Origin of the sequence: Rahnella sp. PD12R (genome assembly GCF_019200965.1) — a bacterium.
Classification (GTDB): Bacteria; Pseudomonadota; Gammaproteobacteria; order Enterobacterales; family Enterobacteriaceae; genus Rahnella; species Rahnella laticis.
In genome coordinates, this window is sequence record NZ_JAHTMS010000020.1 from 1 (window position 1) to 24,515 (window position 24,515).

General features: G+C 52.3%; 20 protein-coding genes and 1 riboswitch. Of the genes, 10 read left to right on the plus strand and 10 right to left on the minus strand.

The window, feature by feature from the left end:
- The 3 genes from KWG64_RS24400 to purD all read left to right on the plus strand — a co-directional run.
- The coding region (locus KWG64_RS24400) for a hypothetical protein (RefSeq protein ID WP_218523389.1) at positions 1-299 on the plus strand (299 nt) is incomplete at its 5' end.
- Between the two features lie 133 nt (positions 300-432).
- On the plus strand, positions 433-2,022 hold the full coding sequence (gene purH / locus KWG64_RS24405; protein WP_218523390.1) for a bifunctional phosphoribosylaminoimidazolecarboxamide formyltransferase/IMP cyclohydrolase: 1,590 nt from the start codon (positions 433-435) through the stop codon (positions 2,020-2,022).
- Positions 2,023-2,068: 46 nt separating this feature from the next.
- The gene (gene purD / locus KWG64_RS24410) at positions 2,069-3,358 is read left to right on the plus strand and encodes a phosphoribosylamine--glycine ligase (RefSeq protein ID WP_195816531.1); all 1,290 of its coding nucleotides are present in this window, start codon (positions 2,069-2,071) and stop codon (positions 3,356-3,358) included.
- A gap of 85 nt (positions 3,359-3,443) precedes the next feature.
- On the opposite strand, the gene KWG64_RS24415 is transcribed toward purD, so the two are convergent.
- From KWG64_RS24415 to nudC, 6 genes are all read right to left on the minus strand, one after another.
- Positions 3,444-4,085 carry a DUF1481 domain-containing protein gene (locus tag KWG64_RS24415; RefSeq protein ID WP_229893742.1) on the minus strand — a complete coding sequence of 214 codons (642 nt, stop codon included), beginning with the start codon at positions 4,083-4,085 and terminating at the stop codon, positions 3,444-3,446.
- Between the two features lie 63 nt (positions 4,086-4,148).
- Positions 4,149-4,421, minus strand: coding sequence for a nucleoid-associated protein HU-alpha (gene hupA / locus KWG64_RS24420; RefSeq protein ID WP_013577396.1), 273 nt, complete (start codon positions 4,419-4,421; stop codon positions 4,149-4,151).
- Between the two features lie 190 nt (positions 4,422-4,611).
- The gene (locus tag KWG64_RS24425) at positions 4,612-5,202 is read right to left on the minus strand and encodes a YjaG family protein (RefSeq protein ID WP_015699027.1); all 591 of its coding nucleotides are present in this window, start codon (positions 5,200-5,202) and stop codon (positions 4,612-4,614) included.
- Positions 5,203-5,272: 70 nt separating this feature from the next.
- Complete coding sequence (nfi, locus tag KWG64_RS24430; protein ID WP_218523391.1) at positions 5,273-5,953, minus strand: deoxyribonuclease V; 681 nt, start codon at positions 5,951-5,953, stop codon at positions 5,273-5,275.
- A gap of 9 nt (positions 5,954-5,962) precedes the next feature.
- On the minus strand, positions 5,963-7,027 hold the full coding sequence (hemE, locus tag KWG64_RS24435; RefSeq protein WP_218523392.1) for a uroporphyrinogen decarboxylase: 1,065 nt from the start codon (positions 7,025-7,027) through the stop codon (positions 5,963-5,965).
- A 71-nt stretch (positions 7,028-7,098) separates the two neighbouring features.
- Complete coding sequence (gene nudC, locus KWG64_RS24440) at positions 7,099-7,884, minus strand: NAD(+) diphosphatase (protein WP_195816528.1); 786 nt, start codon at positions 7,882-7,884, stop codon at positions 7,099-7,101.
- 98 nt (positions 7,885-7,982) lie between these two features.
- Here nudC and rsd point away from each other — a divergent pair, with 98 nt between their 5' ends.
- The 7 genes from rsd to thiH all read left to right on the plus strand — a co-directional run bounded on the left by rsd (position 7,983) and on the right by thiH (position 14,355).
- The gene (gene rsd / locus KWG64_RS24445) at positions 7,983-8,492 is read left to right on the plus strand and encodes a sigma D regulator (RefSeq protein ID WP_152325379.1); all 510 of its coding nucleotides are present in this window, start codon (positions 7,983-7,985) and stop codon (positions 8,490-8,492) included.
- A gap of 80 nt (positions 8,493-8,572) precedes the next feature.
- Positions 8,573-8,699, plus strand: a riboswitch (TPP riboswitch).
- Positions 8,700-8,844: 145 nt separating this feature from the next.
- Complete coding sequence (gene thiC, locus KWG64_RS24450) at positions 8,845-10,809, plus strand: phosphomethylpyrimidine synthase ThiC (RefSeq protein ID WP_255562295.1); 1,965 nt, start codon at positions 8,845-8,847, stop codon at positions 10,807-10,809.
- Complete coding sequence (gene thiE, locus KWG64_RS24455) at positions 10,806-11,459, plus strand: thiamine phosphate synthase (protein WP_218523393.1); 654 nt, start codon at positions 10,806-10,808, stop codon at positions 11,457-11,459. The genes thiC and thiE overlap by 4 nt, the downstream gene beginning before the upstream one ends.
- Positions 11,452-12,216 (plus strand): HesA/MoeB/ThiF family protein, encoded by a 765-nt coding sequence (locus tag KWG64_RS24460; RefSeq protein ID WP_218523394.1) that lies wholly within the window; start codon positions 11,452-11,454, stop codon positions 12,214-12,216. The genes thiE and KWG64_RS24460 overlap by 8 nt, the downstream gene beginning before the upstream one ends.
- Entirely contained in the window at positions 12,197-12,397 is a 201-nt protein-coding gene (gene thiS / locus KWG64_RS24465) for a sulfur carrier protein ThiS (protein WP_195816525.1), read from the plus strand. The genes KWG64_RS24460 and thiS overlap by 20 nt, the downstream gene beginning before the upstream one ends.
- A gap of 3 nt (positions 12,398-12,400) precedes the next feature.
- Positions 12,401-13,180 carry a thiazole synthase gene (locus tag KWG64_RS24470; protein WP_218523395.1) on the plus strand — a complete coding sequence of 260 codons (780 nt, stop codon included), beginning with the start codon at positions 12,401-12,403 and terminating at the stop codon, positions 13,178-13,180.
- A complete protein-coding gene (gene thiH / locus KWG64_RS24475; protein ID WP_218523396.1) occupies positions 13,177-14,355 on the plus strand; it encodes a 2-iminoacetate synthase ThiH in 1,179 nt (392 codons plus the stop codon). Before KWG64_RS24470 ends, thiH begins: the two co-directional genes overlap by 4 nt.
- 240 nt (positions 14,356-14,595) lie before the next feature.
- Here thiH and rpoC read toward each other — a convergent pair whose 3' ends face one another.
- The 4 genes from rpoC to rplJ form a co-directional block, all read right to left on the minus strand.
- Positions 14,596-18,816, minus strand: coding sequence for a DNA-directed RNA polymerase subunit beta' (gene rpoC, locus KWG64_RS24480; RefSeq protein WP_101080116.1), 4,221 nt, complete (start codon positions 18,814-18,816; stop codon positions 14,596-14,598).
- Positions 18,817-18,907: 91 nt separating this feature from the next.
- On the minus strand, positions 18,908-22,936 hold the full coding sequence (gene rpoB / locus KWG64_RS24485) for a DNA-directed RNA polymerase subunit beta (protein WP_152325371.1): 4,029 nt from the start codon (positions 22,934-22,936) through the stop codon (positions 18,908-18,910).
- A gap of 334 nt (positions 22,937-23,270) precedes the next feature.
- A complete protein-coding gene (rplL, locus tag KWG64_RS24490; protein ID WP_101080117.1) occupies positions 23,271-23,636 on the minus strand; it encodes a 50S ribosomal protein L7/L12 in 366 nt (121 codons plus the stop codon).
- Between the two features lie 66 nt (positions 23,637-23,702).
- Positions 23,703-24,200 (minus strand): 50S ribosomal protein L10, encoded by a 498-nt coding sequence (gene rplJ / locus KWG64_RS24495; RefSeq protein WP_013577411.1) that lies wholly within the window; start codon positions 24,198-24,200, stop codon positions 23,703-23,705.
- Between the last annotated feature and the right edge of the window lie 315 nt (positions 24,201-24,515).

Below are 24,515 nucleotides of genomic sequence, written 5' to 3' on the forward strand. Positions count from 1 at the left end.
TTATCCGGTTGCCGCTGTTTTTAATCTTTCCGACCCGGTCACTTCGTGATGTTGTTCACGTTGTTCCCTGTCGATGGAGCGGCATTATAGGGAGTTCTCAGCAGGCCGCAAGGGCTAATTTTAAGAAAAAATACCGTTTGCTGCATTACACAGCAAACACACCGCTTATACCGTGTTTTGCACAGATTTATCCACAGATGCGCAGGAATCTCAAATTTTGCGAGCGTCGCGCAATCGTTTTCGCTACAATTTCGCGCGTCAGTTTTCGACACCTGTTACCGGTGATAAATGAAAAGTAAGTAGCCAGAGGGGAGTTATCTGAGCTCAATCCCGCGTTTTTCTGCAAATTGCTCTATATAGAGAGAAGAAAACGCTCATTGAATTCCGATAACGCTCTTTATTGCGACTCCAAAGCCAAGGATATAAACCACCATGCAACAATCTCGTCCAATCCGCCGCGCCCTGCTCAGTGTTTCTGATAAAGCCGGTATCGTAGAATTCGCCCAGGCTCTTTCTTCGCGTGGCGTTGAATTACTTTCCACTGGCGGCACCGCCAGCCTGTTGGCAAAAGCCGGTCTGCCAGTCACAGAAGTGTCTGACTACACGGGTTTCCCGGAAATGATGGATGGACGCGTCAAAACCCTGCACCCGAAAGTTCACGGTGGGATCCTCGGCCGTCGCGGGAAAGATGATGAAATTATGGCGCAGCACGCGATCGCGCCAATCGACATGGTGGTCGTGAACCTTTATCCATTCGCGCAAACCGTCGCACGCCCGGATTGCTCACTGGAAGATGCGGTAGAAAACATTGATATCGGCGGCCCGACCATGGTTCGCTCGGCGGCGAAGAACCACAAAGACGTAGCGATCGTGGTGAAGAGCAGTGACTACGCTTCTATTATTGAAGAGATGGATGCCAACAGCAGCTCACTGACGCTGGCAACCCGTTTCAATCTGGCGATTAAAGCTTTCGAGCACACCGCGTCTTATGACGGAATGATTGCCAACTACTTCGGTACCATGGTTCCGGCTTATCACGGCGATACCGAATCCGCGTCTGGTCAGTTCCCGCGTACCCTGAATCTTAGCTATATAAAGAAACAAGATATGCGTTATGGCGAGAACAGCCATCAGAACGCCGCCTTCTATATAGAAGAAAGCGTCAGCGAAGCTTCCGTTGCGACCTCGACCCAACTTCAAGGCAAAGCCCTTTCCTATAACAACATTGCAGATACCGATGCGGCACTGGAATGTGTGAAGGAATTTGCAGAGCCTGCGTGTGTCATCGTCAAACACGCGAACCCTTGCGGCGTTGCCATCGGCGACAATATTCTGGCTGCTTACGAACGAGCTTATCAGACTGACCCGACTTCTGCCTTTGGCGGCATTATTGCCTTCAACCGCGAGCTTGATGCTGAAACCGCGAAAGCGATCATCAGCCGCCAGTTTGTGGAGGTGATCATAGCCCCGTCAGTCAGCCCTGAAGCGCTGACCCTGACTGCGGAAAAACAAAACGTCCGCGTTCTGACATGCGGCCAATGGCAAGGGCGCCAGAAAGCGCTGGACTTCAAACGTGTTAATGGCGGCCTGCTGGTTCAGGATCGTGATTTGGGCATGGTTGATGCCGGTGACCTGCGCGTTGTTTCCCAGCGCCAGCCAACTGAGCAGGAACTGACTGATGCACTGTTCTGCTGGAAAGTCGCTAAGTTCGTTAAATCCAACGCTATTGTTTATGCACGCGACAAAATGACTATCGGTATTGGCGCAGGCCAGATGAGCCGCGTTTACTCTGCGAAAATCGCAGGGATTAAAGCCGCTGACGAAGGGCTGGAAGTCGCAGGCTCCGTGATGGCATCCGATGCCTTCTTCCCGTTCCGCGACGGTATTGATGCAGCCGCTGCGGTAGGCATTACCTGTGTGATTCAGCCAGGCGGTTCAATCCGTGATGACGAAGTTATCGCGGCCGCAAACGAACACGGTATTGCAATGCTGTTTACCGACATGCGCCATTTCCGTCATTAATTTTATTTTAGCGGGTGCGATGCGCCCGCTCACCCGGAGTCCTCGAATGAATATCTTAATTATCGGTAACGGCGGGCGTGAACATGCACTGGCATGGAAGGCATCGCAATCTCCTCTGGCGGACAAAGTTTTTGTCGCCCCCGGAAACGCCGGTACCGCACTGGAACCTCTGCTGGAGAATGTCGATATCGCTGCAACGGATATTGCGGGTTTGCTGGCATTCGCCAAAAGCAATGATATCGGCCTGACGATTGTCGGCCCGGAAGCCCCGCTGGTGATTGGCGTGGTCGACGCATTCCGCGCTGCGGGTCTGAAAATTTTTGGCCCGACGCAGGAAGCGGCGCAGCTGGAAGGCTCAAAAGCTTTCACCAAGGATTTCCTCGCTCGCCACAATATTCCAAGCGCGGATTACCAGAACTTCACCGAAATCGAACCAGCACTGGCTTATCTGCGCAGCAAAGGCGCGCCGATCGTCATTAAAGCTGACGGACTGGCTGCAGGCAAAGGTGTCATCGTGGCGATGACATTGAAAGAAGCAGAAGATGCAGTCCACGATATGCTGGCAGGAAATGCGTTTGGCGACGCTGGCCACCGTATCGTTATCGAAGAATTCCTGGATGGCGAAGAGGCGAGCTTCATCGTGATGGTTGACGGCACGAACGTTCTGCCAATGGCAACCAGTCAGGATCACAAACGTGTTGGCGATGGCGACAGCGGCCCGAACACCGGCGGTATGGGCGCTTATTCCCCGGCACCGGTTGTGACGGATGAAATTCATCAGCGCGTTATGGATCAGGTGATCTGGCCAACCGTGCACGGCATGGCGGCTGAGAATAATACTTACACCGGCTTCCTTTATGCAGGTTTGATGATTTCCGCAGACGGCCAGCCGAAAGTGATCGAATTTAACTGCCGCTTCGGAGATCCGGAAACTCAGCCAATCATGTTGCGTCTGCGCTCGGATCTGGTCGATCTTTGTCTGGCCGGTGCGGAAGGTCGTCTGGGCGAAAAAACGTCTGAGTGGGATCCGCGTCCTTCCCTGGGCGTTGTGATTGCCGCCGGCGGTTATCCTGCCGATTACAAAACCGGTGATGTGATCCACGGTTTACCGCTGGAAGAAGTCCCGGACGGCAAAGTCTTCCAGGCCGGAACCCGTTTGCAAGATGAACGCGTGGTGACAAATGGCGGACGCGTACTCTGTGTGACGGCGCTGGGCAAAACCGTCGAAGCCGCTCAGCAACGTGCTTATGATTTAGCAAAAGATATTCATTGGGAAGGTAGCTTCTGCCGTAAGGATATCGGCTATCGGGCCATTGACCGCGAACGCAATCAGTAATCGCGTTCATCTGACGATCAGAACCTGACGATCAAAAAAGGCACGCTTCGGCGTGCCTTTCCTTTATACGTGTTAGTAAGCGGGATCAGAGATCTGACTCTTTAGGTTCCCATTTACAGAAATCTTCATTTGCGACTAGCAGCAATTCGTTGCCTTCCGGTGCGGTCAGCCAGGCAAGGCCGAGATTGTCGTTGCTCCGACTGGCCCTTTTAGCCAGCCAGACCTGGGAACGGACGGTCAGTTTCGGCGTCACCTGTTCACCCGCGCAGGTGGTGATCAAACCCTGCCGCCAGTTAGCCTGCACCAGCCGGACATTGCCCACGCGCAGCGCATTACTCAGATCGAGGATTTTTGTCGCTTCATATTTATAGCGCTCGATATCATCTGACGATAATTTTTCCCGGCGCTCAGGAAGCTGCCGCTGCATAAAGCTGACGTGCCCGCTATCGTCAAAACGCAACATCACGCCTAAATCAGTTTGCGTCGCATGCGTTTCTTTAATCAGGTGCAATTGCCCCTGCTGGAATTCATAACGGGTAATGATCGTATCGCCGCCAAAATAGGGGCTGTATACGTTGAGAATAGTTTGAGGTTCGTTTTGTGCGTTGTCTTCTCGCCAGAGCCGGTTGATACCCTGATCGGCAACATACCCGCTGGCAAAGAATAATTCAGAGGAGTTTTTAGAACTGCAACCCACCAGACCGAGAACCAGTAAACCTGCCACCAGCCTGGGGGTGATAAACTGAAGGGGCTTACAGGCCCCTCCGCTTATTCTTTTCACTGCAAGAAATTACTTAACAGCGTCTTTCAGAGCTTTACCAGAAACGAACGCAGGTACGTTTGCAGCTGCGATTTTGATTTCTTTACCAGTCTGTGGGTTACGACCAGTACGCTCGTTACGATGATTTACCTTGAAAGTCCCGAAACCAACCAATTGTACAGCATCACCTTCTTTCAGAGACTCGGTAATAGCAGACAGAGTAGATTCAAGAGCAACTTTGGCTTGTGCTTTGGAAAGATCAGCTTTGTCAGCAATTACATCAATCAGTTGAGTCTTGTTCATAAGTTATCCTTTACAGTGTGTTTATCGTTTGCAAAGCATCGAGTGCGACGGATATGCCGATTGACAGCACCCTCCTGCATACACGCACCGATAGCCACTTTTTTTACGCACCCCAAATGTAGACCAGACAGGGTGCGGATGTGAAGCCTTAAGGCACGACAAATCAGGCGTTAAATCACGTTTTCTAGCCTTATTGCGCTAAATTTATGCCAATGTTACTGACAGCGGCTTCACGCAGGTCAGAACGTAACCCTTTTATTAATTCCAGGTCACGCTCTTCACAGTCAGCCAACAGGCGAAAAATCTCCCATTGGATGTCCCATTCTTCTTCAACAGCAGGAATGACTTTCAGCTCTTCATCGGTCATTTCTTTACCGGCCTGAGTCATTTCCAGCATGGCAACAGTACGAATTGATGTCTCACTCACGGCAACCGCGTGCGACAACGTTTCGCCGCTCAGACGTGAATGAATCAGTTCGCCTAATGCGATACACGCATCGATGGCCGGGTAAACACCATAAATGTCGTAATCATCGGAAGAAGGCACGGCTTCCTCCAGTTTTTCGAGCTGTGAGTCAAAATTGACCTTGGCGTCTTTTACCACCAGCGTTTCCCAGATTAAATCCAGGATACGGCGGTAAAGCTGTGCCTCGCCAAACCCGGTTTCCAGGCAAAAAGCCTGATAGTTCGGGTACATGCGTTCACACAAGCTCGCCATAAACGTCACGTGTTGCCAGCTTTCCAGCTTTTCCAGACGTAAATGAATTGGATTACGTAACATGAGTTGATCTCGTTAACTTTTCTGCGCGGGAGTTTACCTGAAATAAATCAATATCCCTATTCCTTGATTCCTAAAGATCATCACTCAACCGTTGCCAGCGTTGAAACGCTGCCCGATTTGATGCCACAGCATCCGCCCAGCGGGTTGGCTCTGGCAAACGATATTGCCGCATGCAGCGTTCAACCCAGTACAGTGACGATTCCATGCTGATGCGATTGCCCGGCGAGATAAACAGCGGGTTACAGCGCTGCTTACTGCGCCAGACCCAGCCGATCTGCTCATCGCCTTCATACAGCGCCTGCTGGCTGTGCTTTTCGTCCCCGACTGGCAGGAACTTGCCACACAAACGGCTCTTCGCTACACCAATCGTTGGCACGTCGATCATCAGGCCAAAATGGCTGGCGACGCCCAGACGGCGCGGATGCGCAATGCCCTGCCCGTCAACCAGCACCAGATCCGGACGCAAAGAAATTTGCTTCCAGGCCTGCAACAGCGCCGGTAGCTCCCGGAAAGAAAGGAAACCGGGAATATAAGGCATGACAGTTGGAATGCGGGCTATCTGGTATTCCACCAGCTCAAGTGAGGGATAACGCAGAACCGCAACCGCGGCGCGCGTTACTTCGCCACCCTGTTCGAAACCGACATCCACACCCGCGATCAACGCCGGTGTGCTGAATTCAGTCGGATCCCGCAGTTCAATTTGATCTGCAAGGATCCGTTGTTCTTCACGTAATGCGCGGGTATCAATCATACGCCGGATTTACTCGTGATATTGCCGGGACAGGCTGTGTACTGCTTCCACGAACGCACCCGCATTTTCTGGCGGAACATCCTGGTGAATACCGTGGCCCAGGTTAAACACATGACCGTTGCCTTTACCAAAACCGGCCAGAATGGTTTCCACTTCCTGTTCAATACGTACCGGCGAAGCATAGAGCATGGAAGGATCCATGTTGCCCTGAATCGCCACTTTATCGCCCACGCGACGACGGGCTTCGGCAATATCTGTTGTCCAGTCGAGGCCCAGCGCGTCACAACCGGTTGCCGCCATCGCTTCCAGCCATTGTCCGCCGCCTTTGGTGAACAACGTCACCGGCACGCGGCGCCCTTCGTTTTCACGGACCAGGCCGTCGACAATTTTGTGCATATAGTTCAGGGAGAACTCGCGGTAATCGCGAGGCGTCAGCACGCCGCCCCAGGTGTCAAAAATCATGACAGACTGCGCGCCCGCTTTGATTTGAGCATTAAGGTAGAGAATGACGCTGTCAGCCACTTTATCGAGCAAAAGGTGCAAAGTCTGCGGATCGGCATACATCATCTTTTTGATTTTTGTGAAGGCTTTGCTGCTGCCACCTTCCACCATATATGTCGCCAGTGTCCACGGGCTGCCGGAAAAACCGATAAGCGGCACTTCACCTTTGAGGTTTTTACGGATAGTACGAACCGCATTCATGACGTATCCCAGTTCCATTTCCGGATCGGGAACAGGCAGTTTTTCCACATCGGCACGGCAGGTCAGCGGGGAAGAAAAACGAGGGCCTTCACCGGCTTCGAAATACAGCCCCAGCCCCATGGCATCAGGAATGGTCAGGATGTCAGAGAACAGAATCGCGGCGTCCAGCGGGTAGCGACGCAGTGGCTGGAGTGTCACTTCGCAGGCCAGCTCCGCATTCTTGCAAAGCGACATAAAATCACCGGCTACAGCGCGGGTTTCTTTGTACTCTGGCAAATAACGGCCCGCCTGACGCATCATCCAGACCGGTGTGATATCCACAGGCTGGCGTAACAGGGCGCGCAGGTAGCGATCATTTTTCAACTCATTCATTCTGTCTTTTTCCTTCAATATTCGGGCCGCCCGAAAATAATCTGGCGGCATTCTAGCATGCAACACTCCTGCTACACGTCGTCTTCATCGCTTTCTGCGCGGCACAGCGCAACCGTATCTTCAATCAGCCGGCGGGCGATGGTCCCCGGCGGCGGCAACTGTGGCAGTTGATCAAAGCGATACCAACCTGCGTTGAGCAGCTCTTTCGGATCATGCACGATGTCACCGCTGTCATAGTCGGCCATAAACGCCATCATCAGCGAATTCGGGAACGGCCAGGGCTGTGAACTGACGTACCGGACGTTCTTCACGCGAATATTGCTCTCTTCCATCACTTCGCGTGCCACGGTTTCTTCGAGGGTTTCCCCGACTTCAACGAAACCGGCCAGTACTGTGTGGATGCCATTACGGTGACGAACATGCTGCGCCAGCAAAATCTCATCACCACGGCGGATGGCGACAATAATGCAGGGCGCAATTTGCGGGTAATAGCGTTCACGGCAATGCCCGCACAGCGCGGCCCATTCGGTTTTACTGACGTGCATCTCGTGACCACAGTAGCCGCAGAATTTGTGCGAACGGTAAAATTCCGACAACTGCACACCGCGCCCGACCAGCTGGAATAGCCCGCGATCCTGATCGAGCATCTGCCGCGCAGACACCATGTGGTTGTGCATCGCCTGACGTACCATCCACACCGGTTCGCCCTGCCATTCACCAATCTGACGCCCGATTTTGCCCGTCAGAGAAAATTGCGCAGCACTGCCATTCGGCAGTTCACCCTCGGGCAGCCACAGCTTGCCCTCATAGCTGATTACCCACCAGCCGGTATGTTCTTCTGTGATCTGTAATTCCATAATTGTTGTTGCATAACCTCGACGAGACTGACAATCTGGGGTTGATATTTACATATTAGTAACCTTTGGTTACTTTTTTCTCGCTCACGGAGTCAACCATGCTAAATCGTCTGGAAAGACTGACCCAACGCGTTGGTGGCAGTAATGAGTTAGTGGATCAATGGCTGCACGCGCGTAAAGAATTGCTGGTGTCTTACTGCACACTGGTCGGCCTGAAACCCAATAAAGAAAAACATACACCGCTGAATGAAAAAGCGTTGGACAACTTTTGCCATAACCTGGTGGATTACCTTTCTGCCGGTCATTTCCATCTTTATCAACGGGTCATCGATGAAGTGGAAGGTGCAGAGATAAAATTACAGGCTGCGAAAATATACCCTGCACTCGAGCTCAATACTGAAGCTATCATGGCTTTCCATGACAGTTACACCGAAAATGATATTGATGATGACAATGCTTTCGCATTTCATTATGCATTATCCGATGTGGGTGAAGCATTGGATGCGCGTTTTCAGCTTGAGGATCAACTGATCATTCTGGCCTTTGATCCGGAAAGTCGCAAAGAATTGCCTTCTGCAAACGAAGAGCATCTTGCCAGACCCGCGTAACGTGTTACTTCTGCACAACACGTTGCCACAATAAAAACCCTGCTCAGGGTTGTAGTTTTTAAAACGGCCTCCTATATTGAGGCTTCTTGTCGGAGTGCCTCGTGCAAAATTTCCTCGCGGAGATGATGCCAGGCTGAGACCGTTAATTCGGGATCCGCGGAACCTGATCGGGTTAGTACCCGCGAAGGGAACAAGAGTAATGTTATGCGTTTAGCGCGATTTGGCATCAGCCTGCAAACGGCCGCCAGCGTTCAACCGCCCATTTTTACTCCTGCCGTAAACCTCCAGACAAGCAATTTTCCATTACGTTCTGTCACGCTTTTTGCCGTGAAAACAACACAAGGAATTTGCTATGTCGAGTACCCAGAAACCCGTTACATCCGAAAAAAAGCCCGCTAACCGCCGTGAACAACGCGCACAGGCACAGTCATTTATCGACAGCTTGCAGGGCGAAGCCTTTCCCAATTCCCGACGTATCTATCTTCAGGGCGACAACGCCGGTATTCGTGTCCCTATGCGTGAAATCCAGCTCAGCCCGACGCTGGTCGGCGGCGGAAAAGACAACCCGCAGTTTGAAGAAAACGAAGCGATTCCGGTTTATGACACCGCCGGACCGTATGGCGATCCGTCTGCGACCATCGACGTGCATACCGGTCTTGAAAAATTGCGCGCCCGCTGGATAGCCGGACGCGCCGATACCGAAGAACTTCCGCAGGTCAGCTCCGGTTTTACTCAGCAGCGCCTGGCCGACGAAGGGCTGGATCATTTACGCTTCGAACATCTTCCGCGCCCGCGAAAAGCCATTGCCGGTAAAAATGTCACACAGCTGCATTATGCGCGACGGGGCATGATTACCCCTGAGATGGAATTCATTGCTATTCGCGAAAACATGGGGCGTGAGCGGATCCGCGGAGAAGTCCTGCGCCAGCAACATCCCGGTGAAAGCTTCGGGGCGCACCTGCCCGCGAATATCACCGCCGAATTTGTTCGCCAGGAAGTGGCCGCCGGTCGCGCTATTATCCCCGCCAACATCAATCACCCGGAATCCGAGCCGATGATCATTGGCCGCAATTTTCTGGTGAAGGTAAACGCCAATATCGGTAACTCAGCGGTGACGTCCTCTATCGAAGAAGAAGTTGAAAAGCTGGTGTGGTCAACGCGCTGGGGGGCGGATACCGTTATGGATCTCTCCACCGGCCGCTATATCCATGAAACCCGTGAATGGATCCTGCGTAACAGCCCGGTTCCGATTGGCACCGTTCCGATTTATCAGGCTCTGGAAAAAGTGAACGGCATTGCCGAAGACCTGAACTGGGAAATGTTCCGTGACACCCTGCTGGAGCAGGCGGAACAAGGTGTGGATTACTTCACCATTCACGCAGGCGTGTTGCTGCGTTACGTGCCGATGACCGCCAAACGCCTGACCGGTATTGTTTCGCGCGGTGGCTCAATCATGGCGAAATGGTGCCTGTCGCATCATCGCGAAAGCTTCCTGTATGAGAATTTCCGTGAGATTTGCGAAATCTGCGCCGCTTATGATGTCTCGCTTTCTCTCGGCGATGGCCTGCGCCCAGGCTCGATTCAGGATGCCAATGACGAAGCGCAGTTTGCAGAATTGCACACGCTGGGCGAACTGACGAAAATCGCCTGGGAATATGACGTGCAGGTGATGATCGAAGGGCCGGGGCATGTGCCGATGCAGATGATCCGCCGCAATATGACGGAAGAACTCGAGCATTGCCACGAAGCGCCGTTCTATACGCTCGGGCCGCTGACAACCGACATTGCGCCCGGTTATGACCACTTCACCTCCGGAATTGGCGCCGCGATGATTGGCTGGTTTGGCTGCGCGATGCTGTGCTACGTCACGCCAAAAGAGCACCTTGGCCTGCCGAATAAAGAAGACGTTAAACAGGGTTTGATTACCTACAAAATTGCGGCGCACGCAGCAGATTTAGCGAAAGGCCATCCGGGCGCACAAATCCGGGATAACGCCATGTCTAAAGCGCGGTTCGAATTCCGCTGGGAAGATCAGTTCAATCTCGCGCTCGACCCGGCTACCGCCCGCGCTTATCACGACGAAACCCTCCCGCAGGAATCCGGAAAAGTCGCACACTTCTGTTCAATGTGCGGGCCGAAATTCTGCTCCATGAAAATCACTCAGGAAGTTCGCGATTACGCCGCTGCGCTGGAAGCCAAAGCCCAGCCCATCGAACTCGTGGAATCCGGCATGGCGCAAATGTCTGCGGAATTCCGTTCGCGCGGCAGCGAGCTTTATCACCCTGCCAGCCATTCCACTCCGGAGATCAGTAAATGAATCAGCCCGTTAAAACTTTCCCGTCCGTTCCTTTTCATCTGGGGTTATATCCGGTGGTTGATTCTGTCGAATGGATTGCCCGTCTGCTGGATGCGGGCGTTAAAACGCTGCAACTGCGGGTGAAAGACTTACCCGATGAAGACGTCGAACCCGCCATTATCGACGCCATTGCACTGGGGCGAAAATATGACGCACGGCTATTTATCAACGATTACTGGCGTCTGGCAGTAAAACATCAGGCGTACGGCGTGCATCTGGGCCAGGAAGATCTGGATACCGCCTATTTACAGGCCATTCTTGATGCCGGTTTACGTCTGGGCGTATCGACGCACGACGATGAGGAACTGGCGCGTGCCGTGGCGGTCAATCCGTCTTATATCGCACTCGGCCATATTTTCCCGACGCAGACCAAAGATATGCCGTCAGCACCGCAGGGTTTGTCGGAATTAGCCCGACATATTACGCAGCTGAACGGCAGCTTCCCGACAGTCGCCATCGGCGGGATTAGTATTGACCGTGCGCCGTCGGTACTGGATTGCGGCGTCGGCAGTATTGCCGTCGTCAGTGCTATCACGCAGGCAGCAGACTGGCGCGCAGCCACCGCAGAATTGCTGGCCTTGTGCGCCAGCAAGGTTCCGGAAGATGCTTAACGACGCAGCCTTTATGCGCTACAGCCGTCAACTGATGCTGGAAGAATTCGGCCCGCAGGCGCAGGAAAAGTTACTGGCGGCAAAAGTGCTGATTGTCGGGCTCGGCGGGCTGGGTTCGCCGGCAGCGCTTTATCTGGCAGCGGCGGGTGTCGGGACGTTATTTCTGGCTGATGATGATCAGCTCCACGTTACCAATCTTCAGCGGCAAATCCTGTACCGTACCGCAGATCTTGATCAGCCGAAAGCCAGCCTGGCGAAACGCGAGCTGCTGCGCCTGAATCCACTTTGTGAAGTTGTTGCCATTTCGGAACGGCTCGCAGGAGATGCGCTGCTTCGGGCCGTTAGCAATGCCGATATCATTTTAGATTGCAGCGACAATATGGAAACCCGCCACGCGGTAAATAAAGCCTGTGTGAATATGGGCAAAACCTTGATCAGCGGCAGCGCGGTCGGATTCAGCGGCCAGCTTCTGGTCATCGAAGCGCCCTACCTCCATGGCTGCTATGCCTGTTTGTATCCGGATCAGGAAACCGTACAACGCAATTGCCGGACATCCGGCGTTCTCGGGCCGGTCGTTGGAACCATCGGTACCCTGCAGGCGCTGGAAACACTGAAAATACTGGCGGGTTTGCCGAGTTCTCTTAGCGGAAAGCTGCGGTTGTTCGACGGAAAAACGCAAAACTGGCGTTCCCTGCAACTCGCCCGTTCATCTGCCTGTTCTGTTTGCGGAGGCCATCGTGAACATTCATGTCAATGATGAACCCCATCATTTCGCCGGGCCGCTGACGCTGTTTACCCTGCTCAACCTGCTGGATCTGAACCCTGCGGGCAGCGCGCTTGCGGTCAATCAGGTCATAATTCCGCGTGATAACTGGCCTGCCCACCTGCTGGAAGATGGCGATCAGGTATTGCTCTTTCAGGCCATTGCCGGAGGATGAAACATGTTAAAAATTGCTGATGCTACGTTTACCTCACACCTTTTCACCGGGACAGGAAAATTCGCCAACGCGTCTGTGATGCAGCAATCGCTGGCGGCATCCGGTTCTCAACTGGTGACGATGGCGATGAAACGCGTCGATCTCCGGCGCGGTGGCGATGATATTCTTTCGCCTTTGCAGCAACTTGGCGTGCGCCTGTTGCCCAATACGTCAGGGGCAAAAACGTCAGAAGAAGCGGTGTTTGCCGCTCAACTGGCCCGCGAAGCGCTGGGCACAAACTGGGTCAAACTGGAAATCCATCCAGACATGAAATACCTGCTGCCCGATGCTATCGAAACCCTGAAAGCCGCAGAGATACTAGTGAAACAAGGGTTTGTCGTTTTGCCTTATTGCAGTGCTGATCCGGTGCTGTGCAAGCGTCTTGAAGAAGCCGGATGCGCGGCAGTGATGCCGCTCGGCGCACCGATTGGCTCTAATCAGGGGCTGCAAACCCGTGAGTTTCTGCAAATTATTATCGAACAGGCGCGGGTGCCCGTTGTGGTTGATGCCGGTATCGGCGCACCCAGTCAGGCCGCTGAGGCGCTGGAAATGGGCGCGGACGCCGTGCTGGTGAATACGGCCATTGCAGTTGCGCGTGATCCGGTTTCCATGGCGACAGCTTTCCGGCTGGCCGTTGAAGCGGGCGTTCTTGCCCGCCAAAGCGGGTTAGGCGGGCGGCAACGGCACGCCAGCGCATCCAGCCCGCTGACCGGTTTTCTGACTTCCCCGCAGGCAACCTTATGAGCAACTTTACCGATGTCTGGTCAACGCTCGACTGGGACGATATTTCCCTGCGAATTAACAGCAAAACGGCCGGCGATGTTGAGCGGGCGCTGAGCAGGAACAAGATCGACCGTGATGATTTCATGGCATTGATTTCTCCGGCTGCGTTGCCCTATCTCGAAGAAATGGCGCAGCGCGCGCAACAACTCACGCGCCAGCGTTTCGGCAACACTGTGAATTTCTTTGCGCCTCTTTATCTCTCCAACCTTTGCGCCAACGAATGTACGTACTGCGGCTTCTCGATGAGTAATAAGATCAAACGTAAAACGCTGGATGAAGAGGAAATCAGTGCTGAATGTGAGGCGCTAAATGCATTGGGCTTCAAGCACCTGTTGCTGGTTACGGGCGAGCATAAAGGTAAAGTCGGTATGGATTATTTCCGCCGGCATTTCCCTGCTATCCGCAGTCATTTTGATTCGCTGATGATTGAAGTGCAGCCGCTGCCGCAGGAAGAGTACGCTGAGTTAAAAACTTTGGGGCTGGACGGTGTTCTGGTTTATCAGGAAACCTATCACGCGCCGACGTATGCGCTGCATCATCTGCGCGGGCAAAAACAGGATTTCTTCTGGCGGCTGGAAACCCCTGACCGGCTGGGACGTGCGGGAATCGATAAGATCGGGCTCGGAGCGTTGTTCGGGCTTTCCGGAAACTGGCGAACTGACAGTTATATGGTGGCCGAGCATTTACTTTATCTGCAACGAACCTACTGGCAAAGCCGCTATTCGGTGGCATTTCCGAGATTGCGCCCATGTACCGGCGGAATCGAACCGGCGTCGTTACTGGAGGAAAACCAGCTCGTGCAGCTGATTTGCGCTTTCAGGATGCTGTCGCCGGATGTCGAGCTTTCCCTGTCGACACGCGAATCACCGTATTTCCGCGATCACGTCATTCCTCTGGCGATCAACACGGTCAGCGCCGGATCCAAAACACAGCCGGGCGGTTACGCAGACGATCATCCGGAACTGGAACAATTCGCGCCACATGATAACCGCTCACCGCAGCAGGTAGCGGCGGCCTTAACGCAGGCCGGATTGCAGCCGGTATGGAAAGACTGGGACAGTTTTTTGGGGCGTGCGCCGCAGGAAAATGTCGCCAGACTGCAACCCAATAATCTCTCGGGAATGCATATTCCATAAAGCGATTTTGCCCCTCGCGCCTGCACGCCGGGAAGGTTACCGTGCCGTTGTCGCTGCATCATCGCAGCCGGCCAGCGCCACGCATCCCGGCGCTGCTTCCAACCAGCCGGTACAGGTTATCGTCCAGTTTCCTGTTCCGGCTCCTCTTTTCTTTGTGTCCATAAATCCAGCGCATCGATATTTCAGGCAAAAAAAAACCGCCCCCGAAGGAGCGGTTTTAAGCGTTTCGACAGCGGACGATTACTCGTCGTTGTTACCGAAACCTGCGTTCAGCAGTTCAGCCAGGTTGGCCGTTGCTTCATCCGCGCTGACTTGCGGTACAACTGGCACTTCGCCTTGGGCTTTACGGCGTGCACGATCCTGATGATAAGCGTAACCGGTACCGGCTGGGATCAGACGGCCAACGATAACGTTCTCTTTCAAGCCACGCAGTTCATCACGTTTACCGGCAACAGCCGCTTCGGTAAGAACGCGCGTGGTTTCCTGGAACGACGCAGCAGAGATGAAGGATTCGGTCGCCAGGGATGCCTTGGTGATACCGAGCAGGTCACGGGTAAAGGTTGCCGTGATCTTGCCTTCAGCTTCCAGCTGACGGTTAGCGATTTTAACGCGAGACATTTCTGCCTGCTCGCCTTCCAGGAAGTCTGTGCCACCAGCGCTAACGATGGTGCCTTTACGCAACATCTGACGAACGATAACTTCGATGTGTTTATCGTTAATCTTAACGCCTTGCAGACGGTAAACTTCCTGCACTTCGTTGGTGATGTAGCGGGTAACCGCGTGAACACCACGAAGACGCAGAATGTCGTGTGGAGATTCAGGGCCGTCGGATACGACGTCACCACGTTCCACAACTTCGCCTTCGAACACGTTCAGCTGACGCCATTTTGGAATCATTTCTTCGTAAGCATCGCTGCCATCTAACGGAGAAATTACCAGACGACGTTTGCCTTTGGTTTCTTTACCGAAGGAGATGATCCCGCTGATTTCAGCAAGGATTGCAGGCTCTTTCGGACGACGCGCTTCGAACAAGTCAGCAACGCGTGGCAGACCACCGGTGATGTCCTTGGTACCGCCGGATTCCTGAGGAATACGCGCCAGGGTGTCACCAGAGTGAATCTGAGTACCATCTTCCAGCTGAACGATCGCTTTACCTGGCAGGAAGTATTGAGCAGGCATATCAGTACCTGGGATCAATACGTCGTCGCCTTTAGCATCAACGATTTTCAGTGCCGGACGCAGGTCTTTACCGCTACCAGTACGTTCTGCAGAATCCAGAACAACCAGAGAGGACAAACCGGTCAGGTCATCTGTCTGACGGGTAATGGTCTGAGTATCAACCATATCGGCAAAGCGAATGAAACCACTCACTTCACTGATAACTGGCATTGTGTGCGGATCCCAGTTAGCAACGGTTTCGCCGCCGTTAACAGATGCGCCATCACCTTTGCCCATCACGGAACCGTAAGGCACTTTATAGCTTTCTTTTGTACGACCGAATTCGTCGATCAATTTCAGCTCAGTGTTACGGGAAGTGATAACCAGTTTGCCGTTAGAGTTGCTAACGTGCTTGTGGTTGCTCAGTTTAATGGTACCGGTGTTTTTCACCTGGATGCTGGATTCAGCAGCCGCACGAGATGCCGCACCACCGATGTGGAACGTACGCATCGTCAGCTGAGTACCCGGTTCACCGATGGACTGTGCTGCAATAACACCGATCGCTTCACCTTTGTTGATGATGTGACCACGTGCCAGGTCGCGACCGTAGCAGTTTGCACACACACCAAAGTCAGTTTCGCAACTTACGACTGAACGTACTTTCACGCTGTCGACAGAGTTCTCTTCTAACAGATCACACGTCTTCTCGTGAAGCAGGGTGTTACGTGGAACCAGAATATCCGCCGTACCCGGCTTGAGGATATCTTCTGCAGTTACACGACCCAATACACGTTCGCGCAGTGGTTCTTTAACGTCGCCACCTTCGATGACCGGAGTCATCATGATGCCTTCGTGTGTACCACAGTCGTCTTCGGTAACAACCAGATCCTGTGCCACGTCAACCAGACGACGGGTCAGATAACCGGAGTTCGCAGTTTTCAGTGCGGTATCCGCCAGGCCTTTACGAGCACCGTGAGTAGAGATGAAGTACTGGAGTACGTTCAGACCTTCACGGAAGTTCGCGGTGATTGGCGTTTCAATGATGGAACCATCCGGCTTAGCCATCAGGCCACGCATACCGGCCAGCTGACGAATCTGTGCAGCAGAACCACGCGCACCGGAGTCGGCCATCATAAAGATACTGTTGAAGGAAACCTGCTGTTCAACAACACCGTCACGGTTGACGACGTCTTCAACAGACAAGTTTTCCATCATTGCCTTAGCAACACGTTCGTTGGCCGCAGCCCAGATGTCGATCACTTTGTTATAGCGTTCGCCAGCAGTTACCAGACCAGACTGGAACTGTTCCTGGATTTCAGCAACTTCGGTTTCTGCTTCTTCGATGATCTCTGCTTTCTTCGCAGGGATTACCATGTCATCGATACCTACTGACGCGCCTGAACGGGCAGCGTAAGCAAAACCGGTGTACATGATCTGGTCAGCAAAAATAACGGTCGGCTTCAGGCCCAAAATGCGGTAACAAGTGTTCAGCATTTTGGAGATAGCTTTTTTGCCCAGAGGCTGGTTGACGATAGAGAACGGCAGACCTTTTGGCACGATCATCCACAGGATGGCGCGACCAACAGTCGTATCGATAATCGACGTCTTATGCGTAACTTCGCCTTCGGTATTTTTGATCTCTTCGGTAATACGCACTTTGACACGCGCATGCAGAGAGGCCAAACCGGCGCGGTAAATACGCTCAGCTTCTTTAGGACCGGTCAGAACCATGCCTTCGCCTTTGGCGTTAACACAGTCGCGGGTCATGTAGTACAGACCCAATACAACGTCCTGAGAAGGAACGATGATTGGCTCGCCGTTCGCAGGTGACAGGATGTTGTTGGTAGACATCATCAGCGCACGCGCTTCCAGCTGGGCTTCCAGCGTCAGCGGTACGTGAACAGCCATCTGGTCACCATCGAAGTCGGCGTTATATGCCGCACAAACCAGCGGGTGCAGCTGAATTGCTTTACCTTCGATCAGAACCGGTTCAAACGCCTGGATACCCAAACGGTGCAGGGTTGGTGCACGGTTCAGCAGTACCGGGTGTTCGCGGATAACTTCGTCCAGGATATCCCAAACGACAGCTTCTTCGCGCTCAACCATTTTCTTAGCGGCTTTGATAGTGGTGGCCAGGCCACGCAGCTCCAATTTGCCGTAGATGAACGGTTTGAACAGTTCCAGTGCCATTTTCTTCGGCAGACCACACTGGTGCAGACGCAGGTATGGACCTACGGTGATAACGGAACGACCAGAGTAGTCGACACGTTTACCCAGCAAGTTCTGACGGAAACGACCCTGTTTACCTTTAATCATGTCTGCCAGAGATTTCAGCGGACGCTTGTTAGAGCCGGTGATAGCACGACCGCGACGGCCGTTATCCAGCAAAGCATCTACCGCTTCTTGCAGCATACGTTTTTCGTTACGTACGATGATATCTGGCGCAGCCAGATCCAACAGGCGTTTCAGACGGTTGTTACGGTTGATAACGCGACGATACAGATCGTTCAGATCTGACGTTGCGAAACGGCCGCCGTCCAACGGAACCAACGGACGCAAGTCTGGTGGCAGTACCGGCAGCACGGTCAGGATCATCCACTCTGGTTTGTTACCAGACTGAACGAACGCTTCCAGCAGCTTGATACGCTTGGTCAGCTTCTTACGTTTGGTTTCGGAGTTGGTTTCGTTCAACTCTTCACGCAGTTGTTCGCATTCCGCTTCCAGATCCATGTTTTTCAACAGTGCCTGGATTGCTTCCGCACCCATCTTCGCGTCGAACTCATCACCAAACTCTTCCAACGCATCCAGATACTGCTCTTCAGTCAGGATCTGGCGTTTTTCGAGGTTAGTCATGCCGCCTTCGATAACCACATAGGATTCGAAGTACAGAACACGTTCGATGTCACGCAGTGGCATATCCAGCAGCAAACCGATGCGCGATGGCAGCGATTTCAGGAACCAGATGTGTGCAGTCGGGGAAGCCAGTTCGATGTGGCCCATACGCTCACGGCGTACTTTAGTCTGGGTCACTTCAACGCCGCACTTCTCGCAGATCACGCCACGATGTTTTAAACGCTTGTACTTACCGCACAGGCATTCGTAGTCTTTTACTGGTCCGAAAATACGGGCGCAGAAAAGGCCGTCACGTTCTGGTTTGAACGTACGGTAGTTAATGGTTTCTGGCTTCTTAACTTCACCAAAAGACCAAGAACGGATCATGTCTGGCGATGCCAGAGCAATTTTGATCGCATCAAACTCTTCGGTCTTAGTTTGCGCTTTCAGAAACTTTAGTAAGTCTTTCACGGATTGGCTCCCGTCGGGTTAGACCTGTTAGGCACCTGCTGACTGTCTCCAGCCAGGCAGGTGCCCCTGTGATCATTGCGAATTCGAGTACTTACTCGTCTTCCAGCTCGATGTTGATACCCAGAGAACGGATTTCTTTCAACAGTACGTTGAAGGATTCCGGCATGCCTGGTTCCATACGATGATCGCCATCTACGATGTTCTTATACATCTTAGTACGGCCGTTAACGTCATCGGACTTAACAGTCAGCATTTCCTGCAGGGTATAAGCGGCACCGTATGCTTCCAGTGCCCACACTTCCATCTCACCGAAGCGCTGACCACCGAACTGCGCTTTACCACCCAGCGGCTGCTGAGTAACAAGGCTGTAAGAACCGGTAGAACGCGCGTGCATCTTATCGTCAACCAGGTGGTTCAGTTTCAGCATGTACATGTAGCCGACGGTAACCTGACGCTCAAATTGCTCGCCGGTACGGCCGTCAAACAGTGTGATCTGGCCAGAGGTAGGGATTCCGCCCATTTCAAGCAGTTGCTTGATCTCTGTCTCTTTCGCACCGTCGAAGACTGGTGTTGCGATTGGCATACCTTTTTTCAGGTTCTCAGCCAGACGCAATACTTCGTCATCGGTGAAGGTGTTCAGATCAACTTTCTGACGTACATCGTCGCCCAGATCATAGGCACGCTGGATGAACTCGCGCAGCTTAGAAACTTCTTCATGTTTCTTCAGCATGGCATTGATTTTTTCACCAATACCTTTCGCGGCCATACCCAGGTGGGTTTCCAAAATCTGACCAATGTTCATACGTGATGGAACGCCCAGCGGGTTCAATACGATATCAACAGGAGTCCCGTTTTCATCGTAAGGCATATCTTCGATCGGGTTGATCTTGGAGATAACACCTTTGTTACCGTGGCGGCCTGCCATCTTGTCACCAGGCTGGATTTGACGTTTAACGGCCAAATACACTTTAACGATTTTCAGCACACCTGGTGCCAGATCATCGCCCTGAGTGATTTTACGACGCTTAGCTTCGAGTTTTTTCTCAAACTCGGATTTCAGTTCGTCGTACTGTTCAGCAAGCTGTTCCAACTGATTCTGTTTGTCTTCGTCAGTCAGTGACAGTTCTAACCAACGGTCGCGAGGCAATTTGCCCAGCTTGTCAGCTTCAACACCGCCAGCAACCAGCGCAGACTGGATACGTGCAAACAGGCCCGCTTCCAGAATTTGCAGCTCTTCCGTCAGGTCTTTCTTAGCCTGTTTCAGCTGCATTTCTTCGATTTCTAACGCACGTTTGTCTTTTTCCACGCCATCGCGGGTAAAGACTTGCACGTCAATAATCGTACCGGAAACGCCGTTTGGTACACGCAGAGAAGAGTCTTTAACATCAGACGCTTTCTCACCGAAGATCGCACGCAGCAGTTTCTCTTCCGGAGTCAGCTGGGTTTCACCTTTAGGTGTAACTTTACCGACCAGAATGTCACCACCGGTCACTTCAGCACCGATATAAACGATACCGGATTCATCCAGTTTAGAGAGCGCAGCCTCACCCACGTTAGGGATGTCAGCGGTGATCTCTTCAGGCCCTAACTTGGTGTCACGGGACACACACGCCAGTTCCTGGATATGGATGGTCGTGAAGCGATCTTCCTGCACAACACGTTCGGAGACCAAGATGGAGTCTTCGAAGTTGTAACCGTTCCAAGGCATGAACGCGACACGCATGTTCTGACCCAGAGCCAGTTCGCCCAGATCTGTTGACGGACCATCTGCCAGCACGTCGCCGCGCTCGATTGGTTCGCCCAGATTCACACACGGCATCTGGTTGATGCAGGTGTTCTGGTTAGAACGGGTGTACTTGGTCAGGTTATAAATGTCGATACCTGCTTCGCCCGGGTACATCTCTTCTTCGTTAACACGAATAACGATACGGGATGCATCCACGTACTGAACAATACCGCCACGTTTAGCTACGGCAGTAACACCGGAGTCAACCGCTACAGCACGTTCCATACCAGTACCTACCAGCGGCTTATCAGCGCGCAGGGTTGGAACTGCCTGACGTTGCATGTTCGCACCCATCAATGCACGGTTGGCGTCATCGTGTTCCAGGAATGGAATCAGAGAAGCACCAACGGACACGATCTGCTGGGTAGAAACGTCCATGTAGTCAACCTGATCGCGGCTAAACAGGCTTGATTCGCCTTTGCTACGACAAGTGACTAAGTCTTCCAGGAAGCGGCCTTCTTCGTCCAGGTTGGAGTTCGCCTGAGCGATTACGAAGTTGCCTTCTTCAATGGCAGACAGGTAGTTAATTTCATCGGTAACCATACCTTCGCGCACACGGCGGTAAGGGGTTTCCAGGAAACCATACTCATTGGTCTGTGCATACACAGACAAGGAGTTGATCAGACCGATGTTTGGACCTTCTGGCGTTTCGATTGGACATACGCGACCGTAGTGAGTCGGGTGTACGTCTCGAACTTCAAAGCCAGCACGTTCACGGGTCAAACCGCCCGGGCCCAATGCAGAGATACGACGTTTGTGCGTGATCTCAGACAACGGGTTGTTCTGGTCCATAAATTGTGACAGCTGGCTTGAACCAAAGAACTCTTTCACCGCAGCCGAAATCGGCTTAGCGTTGATCATGTCCTGAGGCATCAGAGTATCGAGGTCGCCAAGAGACAGACGCTCTTTAACCGCACGCTCAACACGAACCAAACCTACACGGAATTGGTTTTCAGCCATTTCGCCGACAGAACGAATACGACGGTTACCCAAGTGGTCGATATCATCCACTTCGCCCTGACCGTTACGGATGCCGATCAGCTTTCTCATCACCTGGATGATGTCGTCTTTGCTCAGGATACCTGAACCTTCGATTTCATCACGCAACAGAGAACGGTTGAACTTCATACGGCCAACAGCAGACAGGTCGTAACGATCTTCAGAGAAGAAGAGGTTTTCGAACAGGCTTTCAGCTGCTTCACGCGTTGGTGGCTCACCAGGACGCATCATGCGGTAGATCTCAACCAGTGCGCTCAGGCGATCGCTGGTTGGGTCGACGCGAATGGTCTCGGACATGTACGCGCCATGATCGAGATCGTTGGTGAACAGCGTTTCAATGGTTTTGTGACCGGACTGGCTCAATTTAGCCAGCAGATCCAGAGACAATTCCATGTTAGCAGGGACGATCAGCTCACCGGTATTGGTGTCGATGTAGTCTTTAGAAACGACTTTCCCTGCGATGTACTCAACAGGAACTTCGATGCGCTGAATTTCGTCTTTTTCAAGCTGACGAATATGACGTGCAGTGATGCGGCGGCCTTTTTCAACATAGACCTTACCGTCAGCTTCGATATCAAAAGAAGCTGTTTCACCGCGCAGGCGCTCAGGTACCAGTTCCATCTGCAACTTGTTGTCGCGGATCTGGTAAGTCACCTTGTCAAAGAACAGGTCAAGGATCTGTTCAGTCGTGTAATTTAATGCACGCAGAATGATGGTCGCTGGCAATTTGCGGCGACGGTCAATACGTACAAACAGGTTGTCTTTCGGGTCAAACTCGAAATCCAACCATGAACCGCGGTAAGGGATGATACGTGCGTTGTACAGCACTTTACCCGATGAGTGGGTTTTACCCTTATCGCTGTCAAAGAATACGCCCGGACTACGGTGCAGCTGAGATACGATAACCCTCTCAGTACCGTTAATCACAAAGGTACCATTTTCGGTCATGAGCGGAATTTCGCCCATATAGACTTCTTGTTCCTTGATGTCTTTGACCGTACCTTCTGGTGCTTCGCGTTCGTAGATAACCAGGCGCAGTTTCACGCGCAATGGCGCGGAGAAAGTCACACCACGGATCTGGCATTCTTTAACGTCGAATACTGGCTCACCAAGACGGTAGCTAACGTATTGCAGCTCAGAGTTACCGCTGTAGCTCTTGATAGGGAATACAGAACGGAATGCAGCTTCCAGACCGTACTGGCCTTCCGGATCTTGCTCGATAAACTTCTGGAACGAGTCAAGCTGGATAGAAAGGAGATATGGAATGTCCAAAACTTGTGGACGTTTACCAAAATCCTTACGAATGCGTTTTTTCTCGGTATAGGAGTAAACCATAGGGTTCCTCAGCTCGCTGATCAGTGACCCAATCTTGTCTGCCCTGAGAAGGACAGTTCATGCAACACCGTTTATGTCGACCGGAAAGCAGAAACGCTTCCCGCAATACCCGTTTCTATCACGCTTAAATCATTTCGTTGTGCGTTATCTGTAGATGAGCTACAGCAAGGGGCATCAATATATTAAGTCGTCTAATAGAAAGAGATATTAGAGTAGTTCAGTGCTCAAACAGTGTGAAACACCACTGACACTCTATATAGCGCAAAAAGGCTGGTGACTAAAAAGTCACCAGCCATCAGTCTGTCAGGACAGACTGCACTCCGGGAAGTTAAACTTATTTAACTTCAACAGAAGCACCAGCTTCTTCCAGAGATTTTTTCAGAGCTTCAGCGTCGTCTTTGCTGATGCCTTCTTTCAGAGCTGCTGGAGCAGACTCAACCAGGTCTTTAGCTTCTTTCAGACCCAGGCCAGTTGCGGTACGAACAGCTTTGATAACTGCAACTTTATTCGCGCCAACAGCAGCCAGAATAACGTCGAACTCAGTTTTTTCTTCAACAGCTTCAGCAGCAGCAGCAGGACCTGCAACAGCAGCAGCAGCAGAAACGCCGAATTTTTCTTCCATAGCGGAGATCAGTTCAACGATTTCCATTACAGACAGAGCTGCAACGCCTTCAATGATTTGTTCTTTAGTGATTGACATTTCAAGTGTTCCTAGAATTCAGAAATAGTGTATACGTAAGCAAATGAACGAGAAAAGAAAGGCTGATTAAGCAGCTTCTTTCTGATCGCGTACAGCAGCCAGAGTGCGAACCAGTTTGCCTGCAGAGGCTTCTTTCATGGTTGCCATCAGGCGTGCGATTGCTTCTTCGTAAGTAGGCAGAGTTGCCAAGCGGTCGATTTGAGCCGCAGAGATAAACTCACCTTCAAAGGCCGCAGCTTTAACCTCAAATTTTGCATTCGCTTTAGCGAAATCTTTGAACAGACGGGCAGCAGCGCCTGGGTGTTCAGTAGAGAATGCAATCAAGGTTGGACCGACAAACGTGTCTTTCAGGCACTCAAACTGAGTACCTTCTACGACGCGACGCATCAAGGTGTTGCGAACAACACGCATGTAAACGCCAGCTTCACGACCTGCTTTACGCAGTTCAGTCATTTTATCTACAGTCACGCCACGGGAATCCGCAACAACCGCAGACAGCGCGCCTTTGGCTACTTCGATGACTTCAGCAACAATCGCTTGTTTGTCTTGAAGATTTAATGCCATTAGCTTTTTGCTCCTGGATTTGGCCGGGGAAAATCCCCGGAACTCACATCACTTGTTATCGAGATCGATATCAAGCGTTCAAACACGGTGAGCAGAGAATCCAGCAAAGACAAATCTTAACTCTTTATAAAAAAGACAAAGAAATATTTTCTTCAGGCTCTGTCACCGTCTACGCAGGAAGGATTAAGTCCTTTTCAGGACACCTGCGGTCTTGGACGGAGGCCTGGATAGGCCAGGCTCCAACCGAAAAATCTTGGTTTCGCATTAACGAAACAACGGGCCATAGATTCTAGACAAATCTACCGCCCGCGTAAA

Excerpts from the sequence above, each read along its gene's own strand:
- purH (WP_218523390.1), top strand. The coding sequence starts at position 433 with ATGCAACAATCTCGTCCAATCCGCCGCGCCCTGCTCAGTGTTTCTGAT.
- purD (WP_195816531.1), top strand. The coding sequence starts at position 2,069 with ATGAATATCTTAATTATCGGTAACGGCGGGCGTGAACATGCACTGGCA.
- hupA (WP_013577396.1), bottom strand. The coding sequence starts at position 4,421 with ATGAACAAGACTCAACTGATTGATGTAATTGCTGACAAAGCTGATCTT.
- KWG64_RS24425 (WP_015699027.1), bottom strand. The coding sequence starts at position 5,202 with ATGTTACGTAATCCAATTCATTTACGTCTGGAAAAGCTGGAAAGCTGG.
- nfi (WP_218523391.1), bottom strand. The coding sequence starts at position 5,953 with ATGATTGATACCCGCGCATTACGTGAAGAACAACGGATCCTTGCAGAT.
- hemE (WP_218523392.1), bottom strand. The coding sequence starts at position 7,027 with ATGAATGAGTTGAAAAATGATCGCTACCTGCGCGCCCTGTTACGCCAG.
- nudC (WP_195816528.1), bottom strand. The coding sequence starts at position 7,884 with ATGGAATTACAGATCACAGAAGAACATACCGGCTGGTGGGTAATCAGC.
- rsd (WP_152325379.1), top strand. The coding sequence starts at position 7,983 with ATGCTAAATCGTCTGGAAAGACTGACCCAACGCGTTGGTGGCAGTAAT.
- thiC (WP_255562295.1), top strand. The coding sequence starts at position 8,845 with ATGTCGAGTACCCAGAAACCCGTTACATCCGAAAAAAAGCCCGCTAAC.
- thiE (WP_218523393.1), top strand. The coding sequence starts at position 10,806 with ATGAATCAGCCCGTTAAAACTTTCCCGTCCGTTCCTTTTCATCTGGGG.
- KWG64_RS24460 (WP_218523394.1), top strand. The coding sequence starts at position 11,452 with ATGCTTAACGACGCAGCCTTTATGCGCTACAGCCGTCAACTGATGCTG.
- KWG64_RS24470 (WP_218523395.1), top strand. The coding sequence starts at position 12,401 with ATGTTAAAAATTGCTGATGCTACGTTTACCTCACACCTTTTCACCGGG.
- thiH (WP_218523396.1), top strand. The coding sequence starts at position 13,177 with ATGAGCAACTTTACCGATGTCTGGTCAACGCTCGACTGGGACGATATT.
- rpoB (WP_152325371.1), bottom strand. The coding sequence starts at position 22,936 with ATGGTTTACTCCTATACCGAGAAAAAACGCATTCGTAAGGATTTTGGT.
- rplL (WP_101080117.1), bottom strand. The coding sequence starts at position 23,636 with ATGTCAATCACTAAAGAACAAATCATTGAAGGCGTTGCAGCTCTGTCT.
- rplJ (WP_013577411.1), bottom strand. The coding sequence starts at position 24,200 with ATGGCATTAAATCTTCAAGACAAACAAGCGATTGTTGCTGAAGTCATC.